General features: G+C 51.0%; 14 protein-coding genes and 1 other annotated feature. Of the genes, 5 read left to right on the top strand and 9 right to left on the bottom strand.

The features are described from left to right. Positions 1–82: 82 nt before the first annotated feature. The 5 genes from M1D70_RS23295 to M1D70_RS23315 all read right to left on the bottom strand — a co-directional run bounded on the left by M1D70_RS23295 (position 83) and on the right by M1D70_RS23315 (position 6760). Positions 83–385, bottom strand: a complete 303-nt coding sequence (locus tag M1D70_RS23295; RefSeq protein ID WP_009591021.1) for an ArsR/SmtB family transcription factor — start codon at positions 383–385, stop codon at positions 83–85. A gap of 117 nt (positions 386–502) precedes the next feature. Continuing rightward, positions 503–1714 carry a glucuronate isomerase gene (locus tag M1D70_RS23300; RefSeq protein WP_456288087.1) on the bottom strand — a complete coding sequence of 404 codons (1212 nt, stop codon included), beginning with the start codon at positions 1712–1714 and terminating at the stop codon, positions 503–505. Positions 1715–1743: 29 nt separating this feature from the next. After that, a complete protein-coding gene (locus tag M1D70_RS23305) occupies positions 1744–3315 on the bottom strand; it encodes an extracellular solute-binding protein (protein WP_456288088.1) in 1572 nt (523 codons plus the stop codon). Between the two features lie 392 nt (positions 3316–3707). Then, complete coding sequence (locus M1D70_RS23310; protein WP_456288089.1) at positions 3708–5276, bottom strand: 2-isopropylmalate synthase; 1569 nt, start codon at positions 5274–5276, stop codon at positions 3708–3710. Positions 5277–5379: 103 nt separating this feature from the next. After that, positions 5380–5609, bottom strand: a binding site (T-box leader). Between the two features lie 80 nt (positions 5610–5689). Continuing rightward, a complete protein-coding gene (locus M1D70_RS23315; RefSeq protein ID WP_009590992.1) occupies positions 5690–6760 on the bottom strand; it encodes a bifunctional 3-deoxy-7-phosphoheptulonate synthase/chorismate mutase in 1071 nt (356 codons plus the stop codon). Between the two features lie 348 nt (positions 6761–7108). On the opposite strand from M1D70_RS23315, the gene M1D70_RS23320 reads away from it, so the two are divergent. Together M1D70_RS23320 and M1D70_RS23325 are read left to right on the top strand one after the other, a co-directional pair. Further along, on the top strand, positions 7109–7876 hold the full coding sequence (locus tag M1D70_RS23320; RefSeq protein WP_456288090.1) for a TetR/AcrR family transcriptional regulator: 768 nt from the start codon (positions 7109–7111) through the stop codon (positions 7874–7876). A 75-nt stretch (positions 7877–7951) separates the two neighbouring features. Further along, positions 7952–9805: an alpha/beta fold hydrolase gene (locus tag M1D70_RS23325; RefSeq protein WP_254664018.1), complete on the top strand. Its 1854-nt coding sequence runs from the start codon at positions 7952–7954 to the stop codon at positions 9803–9805. Between the two features lie 105 nt (positions 9806–9910). Here M1D70_RS23325 and M1D70_RS23330 read toward each other — a convergent pair whose 3' ends face one another. Then, positions 9911–10867 carry a 3'-5' exoribonuclease YhaM family protein gene (locus M1D70_RS23330; RefSeq protein WP_009591032.1) on the bottom strand — a complete coding sequence of 319 codons (957 nt, stop codon included), beginning with the start codon at positions 10865–10867 and terminating at the stop codon, positions 9911–9913. Between the two features lie 211 nt (positions 10868–11078). After that, positions 11079–11999: an aldo/keto reductase gene (locus M1D70_RS23335; protein ID WP_009590994.1), complete on the bottom strand. Its 921-nt coding sequence runs from the start codon at positions 11997–11999 to the stop codon at positions 11079–11081. A 211-nt stretch (positions 12000–12210) separates the two neighbouring features. Between M1D70_RS23335 and mgtE the strand changes: the two genes are divergently transcribed. The 3 genes from mgtE (at position 12211) to M1D70_RS23350 (ending at position 15698) form a co-directional block, all read left to right on the top strand. Next, complete coding sequence (gene mgtE, locus M1D70_RS23340) at positions 12211–13566, top strand: magnesium transporter (protein ID WP_456288091.1); 1356 nt, start codon at positions 12211–12213, stop codon at positions 13564–13566. Positions 13567–13754: 188 nt separating this feature from the next. Next, positions 13755–14351 carry a DUF1349 domain-containing protein gene (locus M1D70_RS23345; protein WP_456288092.1) on the top strand — a complete coding sequence of 199 codons (597 nt, stop codon included), beginning with the start codon at positions 13755–13757 and terminating at the stop codon, positions 14349–14351. 270 nt (positions 14352–14621) lie between these two features. Then, complete coding sequence (locus M1D70_RS23350) at positions 14622–15698, top strand: SDR family oxidoreductase (RefSeq protein WP_009591008.1); 1077 nt, start codon at positions 14622–14624, stop codon at positions 15696–15698. Positions 15699–15763: 65 nt separating this feature from the next. Here M1D70_RS23350 and M1D70_RS23355 read toward each other — a convergent pair whose 3' ends face one another. Next, positions 15764–16138 carry a winged helix-turn-helix transcriptional regulator gene (locus M1D70_RS23355; protein ID WP_456288093.1) on the bottom strand — a complete coding sequence of 125 codons (375 nt, stop codon included), beginning with the start codon at positions 16136–16138 and terminating at the stop codon, positions 15764–15766. A gap of 33 nt (positions 16139–16171) precedes the next feature. Further along, the gene (locus M1D70_RS23360; RefSeq protein ID WP_456288094.1) at positions 16172–17521 is read right to left on the bottom strand and encodes an aminotransferase-like domain-containing protein; all 1350 of its coding nucleotides are present in this window, start codon (positions 17519–17521) and stop codon (positions 16172–16174) included. Positions 17522–17669 lie beyond the last annotated feature (148 nt).

Genomic DNA, 17669 nt, shown 5'->3' on the forward strand with positions numbered 1-17669 from the left:
AAAGACATATCGCAATATATAGATATGTAATGCGGAACAAAACTGAATATTCCTTACTCTAAGGAAACATTCAGTTCCTGTTCTATATCTCCTGCTTCAAATACTCTCCGATTTCCCGGATCACTTCTTCATCCCGCTTATAATACGTAAATTTCCCCAAGCGTTCCGTCTTGATCAGGCCTGCCCGATGCAGAATCGATAAATACTGCGATGCGGTGGACTGCGTCATGTTCAATTTCTCGGTCACCTGGCTTACGCATACCCCGATTTCCCTCATATCAATCCCTTCGTGGGGCGTAAAATGCTGTTCAGGTTCCTTGAGCCACTGCAATATTTCCAGTCTTGATTCATTGGACAACGCTTTAAACACTTCGATTGGTTTCATACGTATCATTATATCGAGATTTATCGATATGTCAATCCTGATTCCTCCGGTTTCTGTTTAACCAGCAATAGCCGATCCCGTTAGGATCGACTATTGCATAAAAACTTTTATTGTCCGTCAAGCTCCTCCGGCCGAAATGCCGTAGCGTTTCACGGCACTCGCGTAGAACCATTCTTCTGCCGTATGCAGCGCCGTTTCTTCATCGATCCAGCCCGACGTGACCCGCTCCCACAGAAACTCGGCAGCCAGCTTCTTCACAAGCAGGATCTTGCCGTAGCTCCATTCCATGCAGCGGGCATCCGAAACGATCACCGAGCTTTTACTGGCCGGGAGTGCTTCCAGACGGTACTGCATGCTGTCCCGGTACGTGCTTGCACGGAAGTTGAACCACCACATGCCCCCGACATGTACATTCGGAAAATTCCAGGCCGCCTGCACCGCATCCAGATTGTTCAGCTCCGACGCAAGCACAAGCTCAAAAGGACAACGGTACGTCTCGAATAAAGCGGCCAGCTTCAGGATCCGCTCTGTATCGTTCGCAGGGAACGCCGTGCCGCACCATGACCTCTCGACGCCCAGAAACAGCTGGACAAGCAAGCCGTTGCGATCGGCTGCCGCACAGATCAAGTGCAGGAGCTCCATCATGATGTCGTCACGTCCGCTTGCCGAGCCGATCTCCCGGCGGATGTTCGCGCTCGATTCATACCGCGGCAGCGTGGTCATAATGCCCGGGCAGCCCGCATCTTTATAACCGTCAAGCTGCCGGTTTATCTCGTCCCGTACCGCGTGAAACGTCCTGGCCGGTTCTTCGGATTGGACGATCCGATCGACCCAGCGGCCCAGCGCTCCGTCAATGCGGGGAATCCATACCGCAGGATGCCGCATGCCTTGAAATGCAGCGTGCTCCGGATGGTTCACGACAAACCGGCGGATATTCATCCGGTCTGCCGTTTCCTGTGCCCATCCCTCTTCGGCGGCCGAATGCCGCACTGCGGTTATGGCTTCCCTGATCGAATCTTCATCCTTGATCCCGATCCCGTATAACTCGCGCATAATGGAAGTGAATGTCCAGTTCATCAGCGTGCTTCTCGTCGAGCGGTAGGCATTCAGAAATGCAGCTATGCGTTCCTCCTCAGGCAGCTTCTCCGCTCCATCCGGATAGCCTCCGGCTTGGAGCTCCCGATAGAACCAGAAGTAGTGCGCGATTTCCCAGAAATCCCTTGCGCCAAGCCGGTCGCCGACAAGGTGGGTATGGGTATCAAAGACCGGCAGTCCCATGATTCGCTCAAAAAACACGGCTTGTTTGCCGCCGTTATCATGCAGGCTCATGCCAACATCTCCTTCGCTTCAAAAATCGCCTACTTTCGATTTTCCGAAACGACGACGCCCTTCCCTTCGTTGTAACGGTCGGTCGCTTCCTTGATGATTTCAAGGCCGCCTTTTTTCTTATATTCCTCGATCACTTTCGGCCAGTCCGAGATCGGTTCCCTGCCATAGATCATTTTGATCATATGATCGAGAACCAGCTTCGGGCCCACGTCATCGCCCTGCGGCGCGGCATCCGGATATTTAGAATAAGCATCCAGCGCAGGCGAGAAGCGTATCGATCCGAGTCCTTCCTTAAAGACCACGGTATCCATATACTGGATCATATCCCGCCCGTCATCCGTCAGCTCTTCTCTTGCCTTGTTATACACCATATCGTGCACAAACCAGAACATGGCGCGGAAGCGGTCCTCATCCATGGCCTCCGGCGTAGTCGGCGCCGTGAACTTTATCGTTCCGTTCTCATTCGTATAGGTTTCGCCTTCAATCCCGAACGAGAAGTACGTTTCCGCCTCCGGCGTCAGCATCCAATCGAAAAACTTGATGATGCCGATCGCCTTTTCCTCCGACACCTTGCTGTTAATGTAATAAGACGTATTAATGCTGGAGTATAGCAGATGGCCTCCGACGTTCTCGGGTCCTTTCGGCGCAGGAATGATGTCCAGCTTAGCCTCCGGCACGGCGTTCTTCAGCTTGCCGCGGTATTCCGCGAGCAGCTGCGCGTTGGCCGACCACATGCCCGATTTGCCGCTCTCGTTGTTTTTGCCGTAGTCACTGGACGTCAGGGTTGCAAAATCCTTCGGAATCAAGCCTTCGTCGTACATGGTCTTATAGGTCTCCAGCGCCTTCGTCATATTCTCCACGTCGAAGAACTTGGGGACGACCTCCCCGTTCTGCAGCTCAAACTGGGACGGCAGCACATCAAAAGCGCCTAATATCGTATCCGCATATTTAAAATTCTCGCGCATCTGATACGGGAATTCCACGCCTTCCTTCTTCATCGCACGCATCACGTCCAAAAACTCGTCCACCGTCTTGGGCGCCGGAAGACCGGTTTTCTCCAGCAGATCGGTACGGATGAACAACGCCCGCCGGGACGGATTGGACAGCCAGGCCGGGATTCCGTATATTTTGCCGTCATAGCTGGTCTCCTGCCACGCTTCCTTCGGCACGCTCTTCATCAGGTTCGGCGCATGCTCCTTCAGCAAATCGTCAAGCGGCATGAATACGCCGGCCTCTACGGAACCGGACATCCCCTTGCTCGTGGCCCCTCCCACGTTCTGGACAACGTCAGGAATATCATTGGAAGCGAACATCAGCGTCATTTTGCTATCGAAATCCTTCAGCGGAAGCATCGTCAGATGAATGTCCGTATGGGTCAGCTTCTCAAGCTCCTTCACCCATCTCTCCTCGTTCACATCCTTCGAACGCTCGGCGTGTTTGTTTCCGCTGGTTGCCATGGACATCGTAAAGGACAGCCTGTCATCGGCCGCGGCCCCGGACGTACCGGCTTTCCCTCCATCCGCTTCCTTGGCACCGTTACAGCCGACTGCCGTTAAGGCGATTAGCGCACTCATCACAATGAAACTCCATTTTCTTCTCATCCACATCGCTTCCTTCCCTATTCTCGCAGATTGCCTATCAAGTTGCTTCTACATGACTGCCCGGATTTCGAGTCTGCCCAGCTTTTAATGAAGTCGGATAGCCCGCCACCCCCGAAGAGTATCGCTTTCAGTTATAAAACGCTTTCATAATATCACTCATATCCTGTCGATTGACATGTACTTTTTTCAGCTTGCCTGTGTTTTCCTATGCTGGCCGTTATATGCCCGGATCGGAACGCTGTTATCAACGCTCCCCTCCTTCCCCAACGCGCAAAAAGAACCGACTTCCTGCGAAGTCGGTTCCTTCATATATGTTCCCGCCGGGGGCTTTCTTTTAAAGCTATCGGACAGCCCGATCGGAATCAACCATCTGGATCCTTACGACGGCAAAATTATCGTGCACTCACCGGCGCTTGCGCCCGCGCCTGCGAATCGTGGCCGGCATCAAGCAATACCGCGTTGATTCCGTTAAGAAATGCCAGCGCGCTGGCCTTGATAATATCCGTATCCATCGCTCGCCCGGAATAGATTTTGCCCTGGTATTCGATACGGATGTTCACCCGGCCGATGGCTTCTTTTCCTCTCGACAGACTGTTGATTTTGTAATCCTTCAATTGCACGTCCAAACCGACCAATGCTTTAATGGCACTGTACAACGCATCGATCGGACCATCCCCCACCATACTGTCCCTGAATGTCTCGCTGCCTTTCTTCAGCTTGACGGTTGCCGTCGGATACAGATCATTGGTGACAACCTGGAAGGAGTCCAGCTCGTACAGATGGCTGCTGACTTCTTCATGGGTGCGGTGCTGGGTTACCAGATAAAAGACGTCATGGTCATATACTTCCTTCTTGGCATCGGCCAGCAGCAGGAATTTCTCGAACAGCGCTTCAAAATCTTCGCCTTCGCCCGTCTCGAAACCAAGCTTCTCCACCGCATTTTTGAACGCATGCCTTCCGGACCGGGCCGTCAGGATCAGCTCCATGCTGTCGGCCCCGACTTCCTCCGGCGACATAATTTCATAGACCTGTTTATCTTTCAGCAGACCGTCCTGATGAATACCGGAAGAGTGAGCGAATGCGTTCTCGCCCGTAATCGCTTTGTTCACCTGCACATCCAGGCCCGTCAAATGCGTCAGCAGCCTGGAAGTTCTAATCAGCTCCTTGAGCCGGATATTGGTGGAGGCCTTAAAGTGATTCTCACGGACTTTGAGTCCCATAACCACTTCTTCAAGCGATGTGTTTCCTGCGCGCTCCCCTAAACCATTGATCGTGCATTCTACTTTCTGGGCACCATTTCTCACCGCGCTGAGCGTATTCGCCGTAGCAAGCCCGAGATCGTTATGACAGTGAACGCTGAGAATAACCTGGTCGTTCAGATTATTCAGGCGCTCGTTGATTTTGCGGATCAATTCGCCGAATTCGTCCGGCACGGCATAACCGACCGTGTCCGGCACGTTAATCATCGTTGCCCCGGCCTTTACCACGGCCTCGATCGTTTTCCACAGATATTCAAAATCGGACCTGGAGGCATCTTCCGTCGAATATTGGACGTTAGGCAGCAGCGTTTTGGCATACTTCACCGCATCAACGCCCATCTGGAGCACCGCATCCTTGGAGCGGTTGAATTTCTTCTCCACATGAATGTTCGAGGTGCCAAGCACGATATGAATCAGCGGATTTTGCGCAAGCTTAATGCTTTCATATACGGCATCGATGTCGCTCTTCACCGCGCGTGCAAGCGCAGTAATGGAGACGCTATCGCCTACGGTTCGGGCGATTTCCTGAACCGCTTGAAAATCCCCAGCCGAAGACGCGGGAAAGCCCGCCTCGATAATATCGACGTTCAACCGCTTCAGCTGTTGCGCAAACTCGATTTTTTGCTGTACGTTCAATTTGGCGCCCGGAACCTGTTCTCCGTCGCGCAAGGTTGTGTCCAATACGATAATGTTTCGTTCCATTTGATATTCCTCCTCGATAATCGATTGTTCATTTTCGTTCATTTATATCAAGCGGGGTTGGTTAAACCCGGAATTTAACCAACAAAAAAACCCCGCCTCTACGTATAGAGGCGAGGTTGAACCCGCGGTACCACTCTAATTCATTTTATGCAAAATGATCTTCTTCGATGGCCATCACCATCTATCCCTGTAACGGTGGAACTCCGGCTAACCCTACATGATCAGGCAGCTGTTCATAGACGAGTTCAAAGGGAACGACATTACCGTTTCACACCTGCCAACGGCTCTCTGAAAAGTCATTTCGCTTTTACTATTTCTAATCAAAACATTTCGATATGAATTTTGATAATTATCTTAAGGAAAGATTAGCGTTTTGTCAACCCTTTATCTTCCAAAGGCAAAGAATGCATGGTTTACAGCAATCCGGACTTTTTCACATTCGCCAGGAAATCATGGAATTCCGGAATATTCAGCTGCTGCGCCGCATCGGATAACGCCGTAGCCGGATCGGGATGAACTTCTACCATCACGCCGTCCGCTCCTGCAGCGAGAGCCGCTCTGGCACAAGGGGCCAGAATGTCTTTGCGGCCCGTGGAATGCGTCACGTCCACCAGCACCGGCAGATGCGTTTCTTGTTTCAGGATCGGCACCGCCGAGATGTCCAAGGTGTTTCTCGTTGCCTTCTCGTACGTCCGAATGCCGCGTTCAATGAGCATGACCTGCGTATTGCCGCGGGACACGATGTACTCCGCAGCGTGCACGAACTCATCGATCGTAGCCGCGAGACCGCGTTTCAGCAGCACCGGCGTTTGGACATCCCCCGCCGCTTTCAACAGCTCGAAGTTCTGCATGTTCCGCGCACCGATCTGAATGACGTCAATGTATTCGCACGCAAGCTCGATATGGGCAGGATCCACGATTTCGCTGATCGTCTTCAGCCCGAACTCGGACGCCACTTCCTTCAGAATTTTCAGGCCTTCCACGCCCAAGCCCTGAAAATCGTAAGGCGATGTTCTCGGCTTGAACGCTCCTCCGCGCATGACGGTTATGCCCGCTTCCTTAAGGGCAGCCGCAACCTGGCGCACTTGCTCATAACTCTCAACGGAACATGGTCCTGCGATCATGACCGGCGTGCCGCCGCCAATGATGGTGCTGCCCAGCTGAATCAGCGTATCCTCCTGCTTCTTCTTCCGGCTCACCAGCAAATGCTTCTTGTGATCGACCTGCTGCAGCTTCAAGGATGCCTGGAAAATCTGTTTAAACAAATGACGCACCGTCTCATTATCGAAAGGACCTTGGTTATGCTCCACCAGAGTATCCAGCATTTTTTTCTCGCGTACCGGATCGAAATCAGGCACTCCCTGCTTCACTTTCTCCTGACCGATTTCCTTGGCGATCCGCGCCCGCTCCGACAGCAGCTCCAGCAGCTGAAGATTGACGGTATCAAGCTCCGATCTCAATTGCTCCAAACGTCCTTGACTCATCTAGAATCTCTCCCTCGCATTTTTTTCTGGTATATAAACAAAAAGACCCCCCGCCCGGAAAGGGACGAGGAGTCGTGGTACCACCCTTATTAGATATGCGAAAATACAGCAAGCACATCTCACTTGAACCTCTTAACGCAAGGGTTACGGGTAAACCTACGGCTTGCACGAAACATGCAAACGATCAGAATACCAGCTCCGGAATGAACTTCGGCGGAGAACCTTCACCCGGGCGCTCTCAGTCGGTGGCTGCCCTTTCCTGTCAGGAACGTTCTTACGCTTACTCTTTCCATCATCGCTTGTTATAACGTATCGTGTTGGTTAAGAAGCATTGTATTACACCCCGGAATGAAATTGCAAGAGTTTTATTATTTTTACACTTGTGGAATGCTCTTGTTCATCAGGTTGAGAATTTGTGCTTCTTTGTGTTACGGGCCTGTGTATTGGGATGCACTGAATCATATCGCTGCAATATCATTTCCAAAATCAAAGTCGTGGTTTGATAAAGTTTTTTTAGTACCGTATAGTTCTAATATGATGAAAAAATATAAACCCAGTAACCGTGATATTGTCCTTCAAGTCGCAACCACGTTATTCCTGTCAAAAGGTTATCTCGCGACCAGCATGGATGATATTGTAACGTCGAGCAAAGTGTCCAAGACGAACATTTATTATTATTTCAAAAGCAAGGAAGACCTATTGTCCGCTATCATGGATCAACTCATACAATCCTATTCGGAAATGATTCACGATATTTGCGAACGGTCGAGTTTAACTGTGCAAGAACGTTTCAAGGCTATCCTTCGTATGCTGACACACCAAGAGTTGGAATGTTTAGGCGGGTGCCCCTTTATCACCCTATATACACAGATGCCGCAGGATGCTCCAATAATCCGCGAAAAGGTCAGCCGGTTTTTCCGTGATCAAATCGACATCATGGAACAATTAATTTTTGAAGGGATACAAAAACAAGAATTCAAAGCCGATTTATCGGCCAGATCCACTGCACAATTCATCGTCGCGGCGATTGAAGGCGGATTATTCCTGCAACATGCGAGTGAAGACTCAACCCCGTTGGAGCAGTCTCTTCCCACTTTAGCGTTATTGCTAAAGTAATTTTTTTATCCTCGATTAGTACTAATCAGTACTAAAATTAAATGGAAGCAGGTGCTGCTGATGGCACACATTTTTATGACAGGTAGTACAGGATTTATCGGTAGGTATGCATTAAAGGAGCTTGCGATTTCCAAAGAAAATCATATAATCCATGCACTTGTACGATCCCATGCAAAGTGGGAGCAAGTGTGTAAGCAAATGGGGTTAGGACGTGAACACGCGGGACGAATAACCCCCATCATCGGAGACTTGAGTGCACCCCACCTTGGATTGAGCGCGCCTGACCGGCTTATGGTGCAGAAGGCAGATGTGATCATTCATGCAGGGGGGCCTATGGATATTTTGCTGGGCGAGGACGAAGCACGTGCAGTCTTCTTACAGGCGGCGGAGGAAATGCTCGGCATAGCCGAAGAAATTCATAAATACAAGGGGTTACGGCATTTTATTCATCTCGTTGGATTCAAAAGTCCCTTTACCGACGATAACATCCATTCACCGGATTCTATTATCGATCACTTAGGACAACAGCCGCCTTACGAGAGGATGAAGTTCCTTGCCGATTTGCGCATTCGTCAAGTTGCCAAGCGGGCAGGCTTTTCACTCTCCGTCGTCCACCCAAGTGTCGTCATTGGCAGCTCGAAGCACGGCGAAACTGTGCAAACCGGGGGGCTGGGCATTCTCGTGAAATCTGCAGCGCGCAAAATGATGGGCATCGTCCCTGGAGGATCCTCACATTGGCTGCCGCTCGTTCATGTGGATCATGTCGCCGCCTTCATAGGCGCCCTTGCCCGTGAGGCTCTTCCGGTTAACGGGACTTACTATTTGCTGGATGAGAAGAATGGCAGTCCGTCGATGACGGAGCTCGTAACAGTCATTACGAAAGAGCTTCGTGTGGGTAAACCGGTGGGCTCCGTCTCGCCTCGAATACTATCCAAGGTGCTTGACAGTCCCGTCGGCCGGAAGCTGGGGATTCCGAAGGAGTCTCTCGATTTTATTGTCAAAACGGATGAAGCATATCCCCTGGCCGCCGCTCGTGAAGTCCAACATCGATACGGTCTGGCTCATACCGTGAATACCTCGATCATGCCCGCCACTATCGCAGATCTCGATTTTCGTCTTGTACATTCACAAGTAGTTACAGATGGATTAGTGCGTGGGAAAAGAGGTCCCTTGGCTACCCTGGAGCGAAACGGAACCAGGTATAATGGTACTGCCGCAGCGAATACCATCGTCTTCGTGCATGGCACGTTAAGCAGTGCAGATTGCCTGCTGCCGCTTGCCGAGCAGTTCCTGGAATCGACCGTTTGTCTGGTCGATCTCCCAGGCTTCGGACGTTCGCCCTATCACCATGGGCGGAACGTCCTCGAAGGCCACATCGAATCGCTCGTAGAGGCGATTCGTTCTATCGACACCCCGGTTACGCTCATCGGCCATTCGCTGGGCGGCCTGCTGGCTGCCCACGTCTACGCGCGCGTACCGGAACGGATCCGCAGGCTGCACCTGCTGCAACCTGTCCTGCACCGCGCTCCGAAGATGTACCGGAGCCCACTCCTGACCGAGGCTGCGCTTCGCAGGCTGCGCGCACCCGGTCTCAAGAAGCAGCTGTTGGCGCAGAGCTGCTTTACAGACTTAAGTGACATACCGCCGGCGTATGTCACTTATGTGCTGGAAGAGCTGCAGTCACCGCGTGTGCGGAAGACGACTGCGGAGACCTTCTCTGCATTGTCGCGCGCAAAGAGCTTCCGCCTTTCGCAGAATATGTCACTGCGAAAGGATGGGATTTCGATCCTGTGGGGTACCCAGGATCGGGTGTACCGGCTGCCAGAGTCTTTTCGCTCCATGCGTACGCTGGAGATTCCGGCCGCCCACAACTTCCCGATTTCGCATCCGGAAGAAACAGCGAAATATCTACGTCAATTGGGCATTTAGGGCTCACTAAAATGCCGCTCCTAGATCCCAGTCCTCTGAAAAACCGCTGCAAAGGCAACCCCAAGATCGACTGATCCTGGGGCTGCCTTTTTTAATCACAGTAACTCATACCTTCAACCGATAAATCGCTTTATTATCCAGGCCGCGGATCATCGGCGTCCATGGCTCCGTTTCAAGCGTCGTATCCAGGGCGTCCTCTACCATCTGTAGCTTGGCGTCCAGCAGGTCGATATGATGCAGCGCGACGGCCTCGGCGGTTTGCGGCTGAACCGGGCTGCCCCACTCTCCGAGGTTATGATGGGAAAGCACCAGATGCTGCAAGCCCAACACCACTTCGGATTCAAGCGCGATGTCGCTCTCGATTGCCGCCTCCACGATCCAGTTGGACGCCAGGGCAATATGCCCAATCAGCTTGCCCTGGTTGCTGTAATCCGTTACGATGCCCATTTGTGCGATCATCTCTTCCGGCTTCGCGATATCATGCAGGATAATGCCTGCCCTGATCAAATCCGGATTCAGAAACGGCCGCTGCTTGCAGATAAAATCGCCAATCTCCAGCATGCGGACGATATGGTAAGCCAGCCCGGCGTAATAGGCATGATGATAGGTTTTGGCAGCCGGATAATGCATCAGCTTCTCTTCTACCTTCGACACGCAATACTGTACGATGCTTCGCACCTGCGGCTCCGTAATCTCGTTCATCGTAAGTTTGATCGTATGTAACAGATCCACGGGGCGAATGGGCGCCGCCCTCACAAAATCCGTTAACGAGACGCCATCCGCATCGGTGGCCTTGCGGATACGGCTGATCTTGACTTGAGGCTGGTCCCTGTAGCTCAGTACGGTTCCCTGGATTTTGACCAATTGCATCGGCAGGAACGTTTCTTTATCCTGTATGGTCACATCCCAGTACTTGGCCGATATTTGACCGCTGGCATCCGCAAGAACAATATCGAAATAGTCTTTCGGCGGCGTGCCGTTGGTCTGTCTCATGTTCAATTCTTTTAACAAATAAAAACCGACAAAATCATCTTGTATGCTGAGTTTATTAATAGGTTTCATCTGTTCCTCCCCAAAAAATCCCGTTACGTTTACTATAACAAAGTCCCGTACAATGAGTCTATTACCCTATACCAGCTCTGTAAAATCGCAGATTCCTGCCTGCGAAGCGGACGGTTGCCGGCTCGCAGGCAGGATAGGGATGACACAAGAAAAAGCACCCGCGGGTGCTTTTTCTGCTATCGCCCTATTCGCATTCGAATCATGGCGGGTATTAAGATTTCCAGGCTCCCGGATGGTCGTCCTGCACCAAATCCAGCTCCACGGCCTTCGCGTTCATCTCCACCTGTTCCACGCTCTTGCAGCCGGGAATGACGCAGCTGACGGCGGGATGCTTCAAGCACCAGGCCAAGGCCCACTCGGCCATATTCACGCCCTCCGGCACTTCATTCTGCTTGATCTCCTCCACAAGCTTCAGCTTGGCGTTGATCTCATCCTGGTCACGGTTCTTGCGCACATTGTCGCTGAACACCGTTCCAGGCTTGTATTTTCCGCTTAAGTAGCCGCTCGCAAGCGGAACTCGCGCCAATACGCCAAGATCCTGCTTCAAACATGAAGGGAGAACCTCTTCCTCCGGCGCCTGATCGAGACGGTTATACACGACTTGGATGGCTTTGGCATTCACCTCCGCCGCCTTGTCGGTTTGATAGATATTTCTATTGCTTCCGATGGATATGCCCAGATTTCGGATGGTTCCCGCCTGAACCTGCTTGTCCAGCATCGTCCACATCTCATCATTGTTGAACACGTCATCCGAGCCGGAATGGAATTGATACAGGTCGATATAATCGGTACGAAGCGCTTTAAGTGATTCCTCCAGCTGAATTCGGATCTGCTTCGCATCCCAAGCATTCTCCCATTGCTCATGCCATCGATGGCCAAACTTGGAGGCAATGACCCAATCCTCGCGCTGGTCGCGCGCCAAGAAATCACCGATGAAATTCTCGGACATATGATGAGGCCCGTAACATTCGGCTGTATCCAGCAAATTAATGCCCAGCTCCTTGGCATGCGTCAAGATGGCATCGACTTCCTTTTGGTTGAAATCCTTCCCCCAATCACCGCCAAACTGCCAGGTTCCCACTCCGACTACCGATACTTTCAGATTAGTTTTCCCGAGACGTCTGTATTTCATATACTCACCCCTACTCATGAATTTGTGCGCCTATATCTTATTGTAAAATGCAAGCGTTTGCAACTCTTGCCGAGGATTCTTTTTTCGTTCATCAATCCTTTTTTCATGCACTCGCCGTATCCATGCTGTTTAACAACAAGTCGTTATGGTGAACCCTATAATACGTAATCATTTCGTTAATGGATCGGAACAAGAAAGGAGGAATCCCCGAGTGAATTCCCGGACACTGGAGCAATGGATCCCTGACATTACAGAGAGTCTAAAGGCAAAGACGTCAAATGATTTTCAGCGAATCATCGACGAATTTCTTCCTTATGACCTGGCAAAAATACATAGTCACCTGACCGACACGGAACAAACCCGCTTTCTGCAGTTTCTGAACGAGGAACAACTGGCCGACATGATTCAGGAAATGGAGCATGACCGGCAAATCGAAGTTCTGGGCAGGCTGGGCAAAGAAAGAACGGCCATCATCCTGGACTTGATGGATAACGACGACCTGGCCATTCTGCTGGACGAGCTGTCACCCGAGCAGAAGGACGAATTTCTCAAGGGAATGCGGGACGAGGAATCCCAATTTGTCCTGAACCTGATGAAATACCCGCCGGAAACCGCCGGCCGAATCATGACGAACCGTTATGTGTGGATCCCCCAGCATTACACCGTCTCGGAGGTGGTCCAGAAGCTGAAAACCTACGTCTCCATTTCGGAAACCATCAACTATCTGTACGTCATTGATCATGACAAGAAACTGATGGGCGTGGTGTCATACCGGGGACTCATCTTGGCCGAGCCGGAGGAATATATCGTGGACATCATGCACAGCCGGGTGCTGTCCGTGCCCGTGGATGCCGATCAGGAGGAAGTCGCGCACATGATCCAAAAATACGATTTGGTCGCCATCCCCGTCGTTGAGCAGGACAACCGTCTTGTAGGGATCATTACGGTTGACGATATCCTGGACGTCGTCATTAAGGAAGCCGATGAAGACATTCGGAAAATGAACGCTACCGGTGGCAAAACCATCGACTTCAACACCAAAGCAACCGTTGCCGCCTACCGAAGATTGCCGTGGTTGATCCTCCTCTTATTCATCGGGCTGATCTCGGGAACGATCATTTCCAGATTTGAAGAGACGCTGGCACAGGTTGTGGCGCTGGCCTTCTTCATGCCCATGATTGCGGGAATGACCGGAAATACCGGAACGCAGTCGCTTGCTGTCATTGTAAGAGGCCTGACCACCAAAGAAATGACCAAATCGCTGGTGTTCCGGCTGTTAGCCAGGGAGCTGAAGGTCGGGCTAATGATCGGGGTGACGTGCGGCATTCTGATTTCTCTGATCGCATACTTCTGGCAGGGCAACCTCTATTTAGGGTTTGTGGTCGGAAGCTCGTTGATTGCCACGCTGATCGTGGGCACGATGGCCGGCACCATCATCCCCCTCATTCTGTTCAAATTCAAGATCGATCCGGCTGTGGCTTCCGGTCCACTGATTACAACCATTAACGATATTCTCTCGCTTGTTATCTACTTTGGCATCGCTACCCTGTTTCTTGCCTATATCTAGCGGAGCACTTGAGATTATCAATCCTTTTCGACAAAAAGACTTCCGGGTAATTACCGGAAGTCTTTTTGGGATCCGCCAGTTTAAGGATATCATGATCTCAAATCGTCTGGGTCTTATGGGATAATGAGGAAAAAGTTTGCAATTCATGCTGTCCGGGTTATCATATACGTAAAAGAGGAGAAATGGCGATGAGTAAAAATTTATTTCATCCTGAAGCAAGAGAGAAACTAATGTGGCTTCATGAACCTGGGCATTGGGAGTTTACGACAGATGACAGGCTCATCCTGGATGCTCCATCGAAAGCTGATTTTTTCAAAGACCCTGCAGGAAAACATATTGCTCATTCTGCTCCCTATCTTCATCTTCAGGTTGATTCAACATTCCAGCTAATAACGCAGCTTCAGGTAGACATGCACCATTTATATGATTCCGGGTGCTTGATGTTGATGGCAGACGAGAACAATTGGGCCAAGCTATGTTATGAATTCAATGGTGAGCATGCTACCATCGTGTCCGTTGTTACTCGGAACGGCGTGTCGGATGACTGTAATTCTGAGCGTGTATTCGTTAGCAATCCTTATTTGAAAATGACGAAGAAAGACAAAACGATCTCCTTTTACTACTCATCCGACGGTGAAGTTTGGAAATTGATTCGATACTTCGGAATGGAGGCCCCGGTTCCTTTTACTGCGGGTGTGGTCGCTCAATCACCGATGGGAGCAGGCTGCCGAGTCCAATTTCTGTCTTTGTTATTATCAGAATCCGATGAGGAAAGCAGGTTTTAGAAGCAGCTCATGAGCTGCTTCTTTTTTTGGTTTACGGACGTAAATCGTGCCCTACACTTAGCAGATTATACGGCTATTGATAAGGACACAAGTTGCAAGTTCTTGTCCTCAATAAATGCAGTTCGAATATTTCCTTAGTTAAAAAGGGCGGGTACTGCTTAAACGTTACCAAAAAGTAATTACATCACTTCAAAGTGCGTACTTCTCAAGCCGAATCCTAACGTGCAAAATGACATTAATCAAGAACATGACGTTAGGAGATGAACTTATATGAATACAGATCAACGTTCACATCATTCGCAAAAAACGGCTTTGGTTGTAGGGGCCAACGGGGTGATCGGCCGCAACCTCATCGAGTACCTTGCGACGCTTCAAGGCTGGGATATCATCGGCGTATCGCGCCGAGGCGGGGAATCCACGAACCGCGTACGTTATATCTCCGCCGATCTGCTTGATCGGGAGGATACGATCGCCAAATTAAGCTCCTTGACCGAAGTAACGCATATCTTCTACGCAGCCTATCAGGACCGGCCAACATGGGCCGAACTCGTCGCGCCGAATCTGGCCATGCTCGTTCATGTCGTGGAAGCCATCGAGCCCATTGCCGACAATCTGCAGCATGTCAGCCTGATGCAGGGCTATAAGGTATACGGCGCACATCTCGGTCCATTCAAGACGCCAGCCCGGGAGACGGATGCGAATCATATGCCGCCGGAATTCAATGTGGATCAGCAGAACTTCCTGGAGGAACGGCAGCAAGGCAAAGCCTGGACCTGGTCCGCGCTCCGCCCCTCCGTTGTCAGCGGATTCGCCCTTGGAAACCCGATGAATCTGGCGATGGTCATTGCCGTCTATGCCTCGATTTCGAAAGAGCTCGGCATTCCTCTGCGTTTTCCAGGTAAGCCGGGAGCCTATCACAGCCTGCTGGAGATGACCGATGCCGATCTGCTCGCGAAGGCGACCGTTTGGGCAGCGACCGATGAACGCTGCGCCAATCAAGCCTTCAATATTACGAACGGGGACCTGTTCCGCTGGAACGAATTGTGGCCGAAGATCGCATCGTATTTTGAGATGGAAACCGCGCCGCCCCTGCAGATGAATCTGGAAACGGTCATGGCGGATAAAGAGCCGGTTTGGAATCGCATGATTGATAAGCATGGGCTTGCGAAACACGATTATGAAGAGGTTTCATCCTGGAAGTTCGGTGATTTCGTGTTCTCCTGGGATTATGATTTCTTTGCAGACGGCTCGAAGGCCCGCCGCTTCGGGTTTCATGAGTATGTCGATACCGAGGCCATGTTCATGAACATCTTTGACGAACTCCGGCGGCGTAAAGTCATTCCCTAAGCGAACGCGCAACGTGCAGGAGAAGAGCCGACTATAAGAGGAATAGCCGGCTCTTCTCCTGCAGGTTAATGCGTTTCTTCAAGCGCGGGCTTTTCCCGCACGGTTGCGGACTCGCCGTATTTTCGCTCGATATGCGCATCTCCCCATCGGCACATCAGATGAAGAATCTCCTTCAGGCTCCAGCCATACTCGCTCAGTTCATACTCCACCTTGGGTGGAACCTGATTGTACGTTTTGCGTACTATAACGCCCTCCTCTTCCAGCTCCCGCAGATGCTGTGTCAGCATTTTCTGCGTGATCTGGGGAATCAGGCTTAAAAATTCGCTATTTCGCCTTTTACCGAAAGTAAGATGAAAGAGAATGACCGGTTTCCACTTTCCGCCAATGACCTCCAGCGTAGCTTCGACCGCCGTGTTGTACACTTTTTCTTTAGACTCCATGCAAGCCTCGCTCCTTCGTTACACGATATGGCATTACCACAGATTTCCGATCTCCCGCTTTACTTCTTCCACTATAACACGAACCCCTTCCTCGATCTGGTCCAATCGAGCTCTGGAAATGCTGATACGTATAAACTTCTCGCGCATCAGATAGTCGGACAGATAAAACAGCTTGCCGGACACCACATGAACGTTCCGTTCCTTCAGCCGCCTGATCAACCGCTCCAGGTTTACGGTCTGGGGCAGCTTAAACAGCTGATATATACCGCCGTCGCCGGGCACGGCTTCAATGAACCCGGTCCCCTCGAACTTCCGCACCGCAGCGTTCAGAGCTTGCATACGTGTGTGGTACTGGCTGTAAATTTTCTGTTTATGCCGCTCGTACATCCCGTTGCTGATATAAATTTCGAGTGCCGCTTGGGACAGCAGGGACGTATCCCCGTAACTTTTGTAGGCATGGAACGTTTCGAGCAATCGTTCCGGCAGGACGACGGCCCCTAATCGCAGTCCGGGAAAAATGATCTTCGAGAAGCTCTTCAGATACACCACGTGCGAGGATCTGTTGTAAGCATAGATTGGATCGTATCCCCGTTCTTCGCCTAAATCGGCCATATAGTCGTCTTCCACAATATAAACGTGATATCGGGTCGCCAGGTTTGCAATGGCCTTCCTCTGCTCGGTGCCGTAGGAAGTGCCCAGCGGATTATGATATCTCGGCATCGTATAGAAAAATTTAATGCGTCCGGTTTGGAATTGCTCCTCCAAAGCCTGCAGATCGATGCCTGCTGCCGTGCGCGCGATTCCGATAACGGGGAATCCCTCGCTCTCCAGAAACTTCAGGTAGTTATTGTAGCTGGGCTGTTCCACCAGAATGATGGACTTTCCGCCAGGGAACGGCATTTTCGCCAAGATCTCGAGCGCCTGCTGAGCGCCTGCCGTGACCATGGTTCTCTCAGCGGTAGTGAACACCTGATTTCCGGCCAGGTGAGAGACCAGGGTATGGCGAAGCTTCTCCATCCCTTGCGTATCGCCATACGTAAACAGCTCATATTTATAGGTATCAATCGCCTTGTTCAGGCAATGTTGAAAATCCAAATACGGGAATACATTCACGTCAGGGGAGGCCGAAGAAAAATCGATCATCGTGTATACGCTCCCGTCCTCCTCCGATTTCGGACGGTCCACCACATAATACCCGCTCTGGGATACGGAATAAATCGCATGCCGTTTCTCCAGCTCGGCGTATGCCCGTAGTACGGTGCTGATGCTGCATCCGTACATGGCTGCCGCACGCCGCACGGAAGGCAGCTTTTGTCCCGGACGATACTCTCCTTCCGAAATTTTGGTTTCCAGCTCCGAGAGAATGGACAAGTATTTTTGCATCATGCACCTCCTGTCTTTTCTATGCTTGATTATATCCGACTCCCCTTTATCCCAAAAGATCTAATATTTTTAGGTGAAAAACCTAATTTTATTAGGTTTTTTGAGTGGAAAGCGTCTGATAAAATAAATACAAGCGCTTACAATGCAA

The organism is Paenibacillus sp. AK002, assembly GCF_053903045.1.

What these genes read in the sequence shown, in the direction of transcription:
- M1D70_RS23295 (WP_009591021.1), bottom strand. Translation starts at nt 385, where the DNA reads ATGAAACCAATCGAAGTGTTTAAAGCGTTGTCCAATGAATCAAGACTG.
- M1D70_RS23300 (WP_456288087.1), bottom strand. Translation starts at nt 1,714, where the DNA reads ATGAGCCTGCATGATAACGGCGGCAAACAAGCCGTGTTTTTTGAGCGA.
- M1D70_RS23305 (WP_456288088.1), bottom strand. Translation starts at nt 3,315, where the DNA reads ATGAGAAGAAAATGGAGTTTCATTGTGATGAGTGCGCTAATCGCCTTA.
- M1D70_RS23310 (WP_456288089.1), bottom strand. Translation starts at nt 5,276, where the DNA reads ATGGAACGAAACATTATCGTATTGGACACAACCTTGCGCGACGGAGAA.
- M1D70_RS23315 (WP_009590992.1), bottom strand. Translation starts at nt 6,760, where the DNA reads ATGAGTCAAGGACGTTTGGAGCAATTGAGATCGGAGCTTGATACCGTC.
- M1D70_RS23320 (WP_456288090.1), top strand. Translation starts at nt 7,109, where the DNA reads ATGAAATTGCAAGAGTTTTATTATTTTTACACTTGTGGAATGCTCTTG.
- M1D70_RS23325 (WP_254664018.1), top strand. Translation starts at nt 7,952, where the DNA reads ATGACAGGTAGTACAGGATTTATCGGTAGGTATGCATTAAAGGAGCTT.
- M1D70_RS23330 (WP_009591032.1), bottom strand. Translation starts at nt 10,867, where the DNA reads ATGAAACCTATTAATAAACTCAGCATACAAGATGATTTTGTCGGTTTT.
- M1D70_RS23335 (WP_009590994.1), bottom strand. Translation starts at nt 11,999, where the DNA reads ATGAAATACAGACGTCTCGGGAAAACTAATCTGAAAGTATCGGTAGTC.
- M1D70_RS23345 (WP_456288092.1), top strand. Translation starts at nt 13,755, where the DNA reads ATGAGTAAAAATTTATTTCATCCTGAAGCAAGAGAGAAACTAATGTGG.
- M1D70_RS23350 (WP_009591008.1), top strand. Translation starts at nt 14,622, where the DNA reads ATGAATACAGATCAACGTTCACATCATTCGCAAAAAACGGCTTTGGTT.
- M1D70_RS23355 (WP_456288093.1), bottom strand. Translation starts at nt 16,138, where the DNA reads ATGGAGTCTAAAGAAAAAGTGTACAACACGGCGGTCGAAGCTACGCTG.
- M1D70_RS23360 (WP_456288094.1), bottom strand. Translation starts at nt 17,521, where the DNA reads ATGCAAAAATACTTGTCCATTCTCTCGGAGCTGGAAACCAAAATTTCG.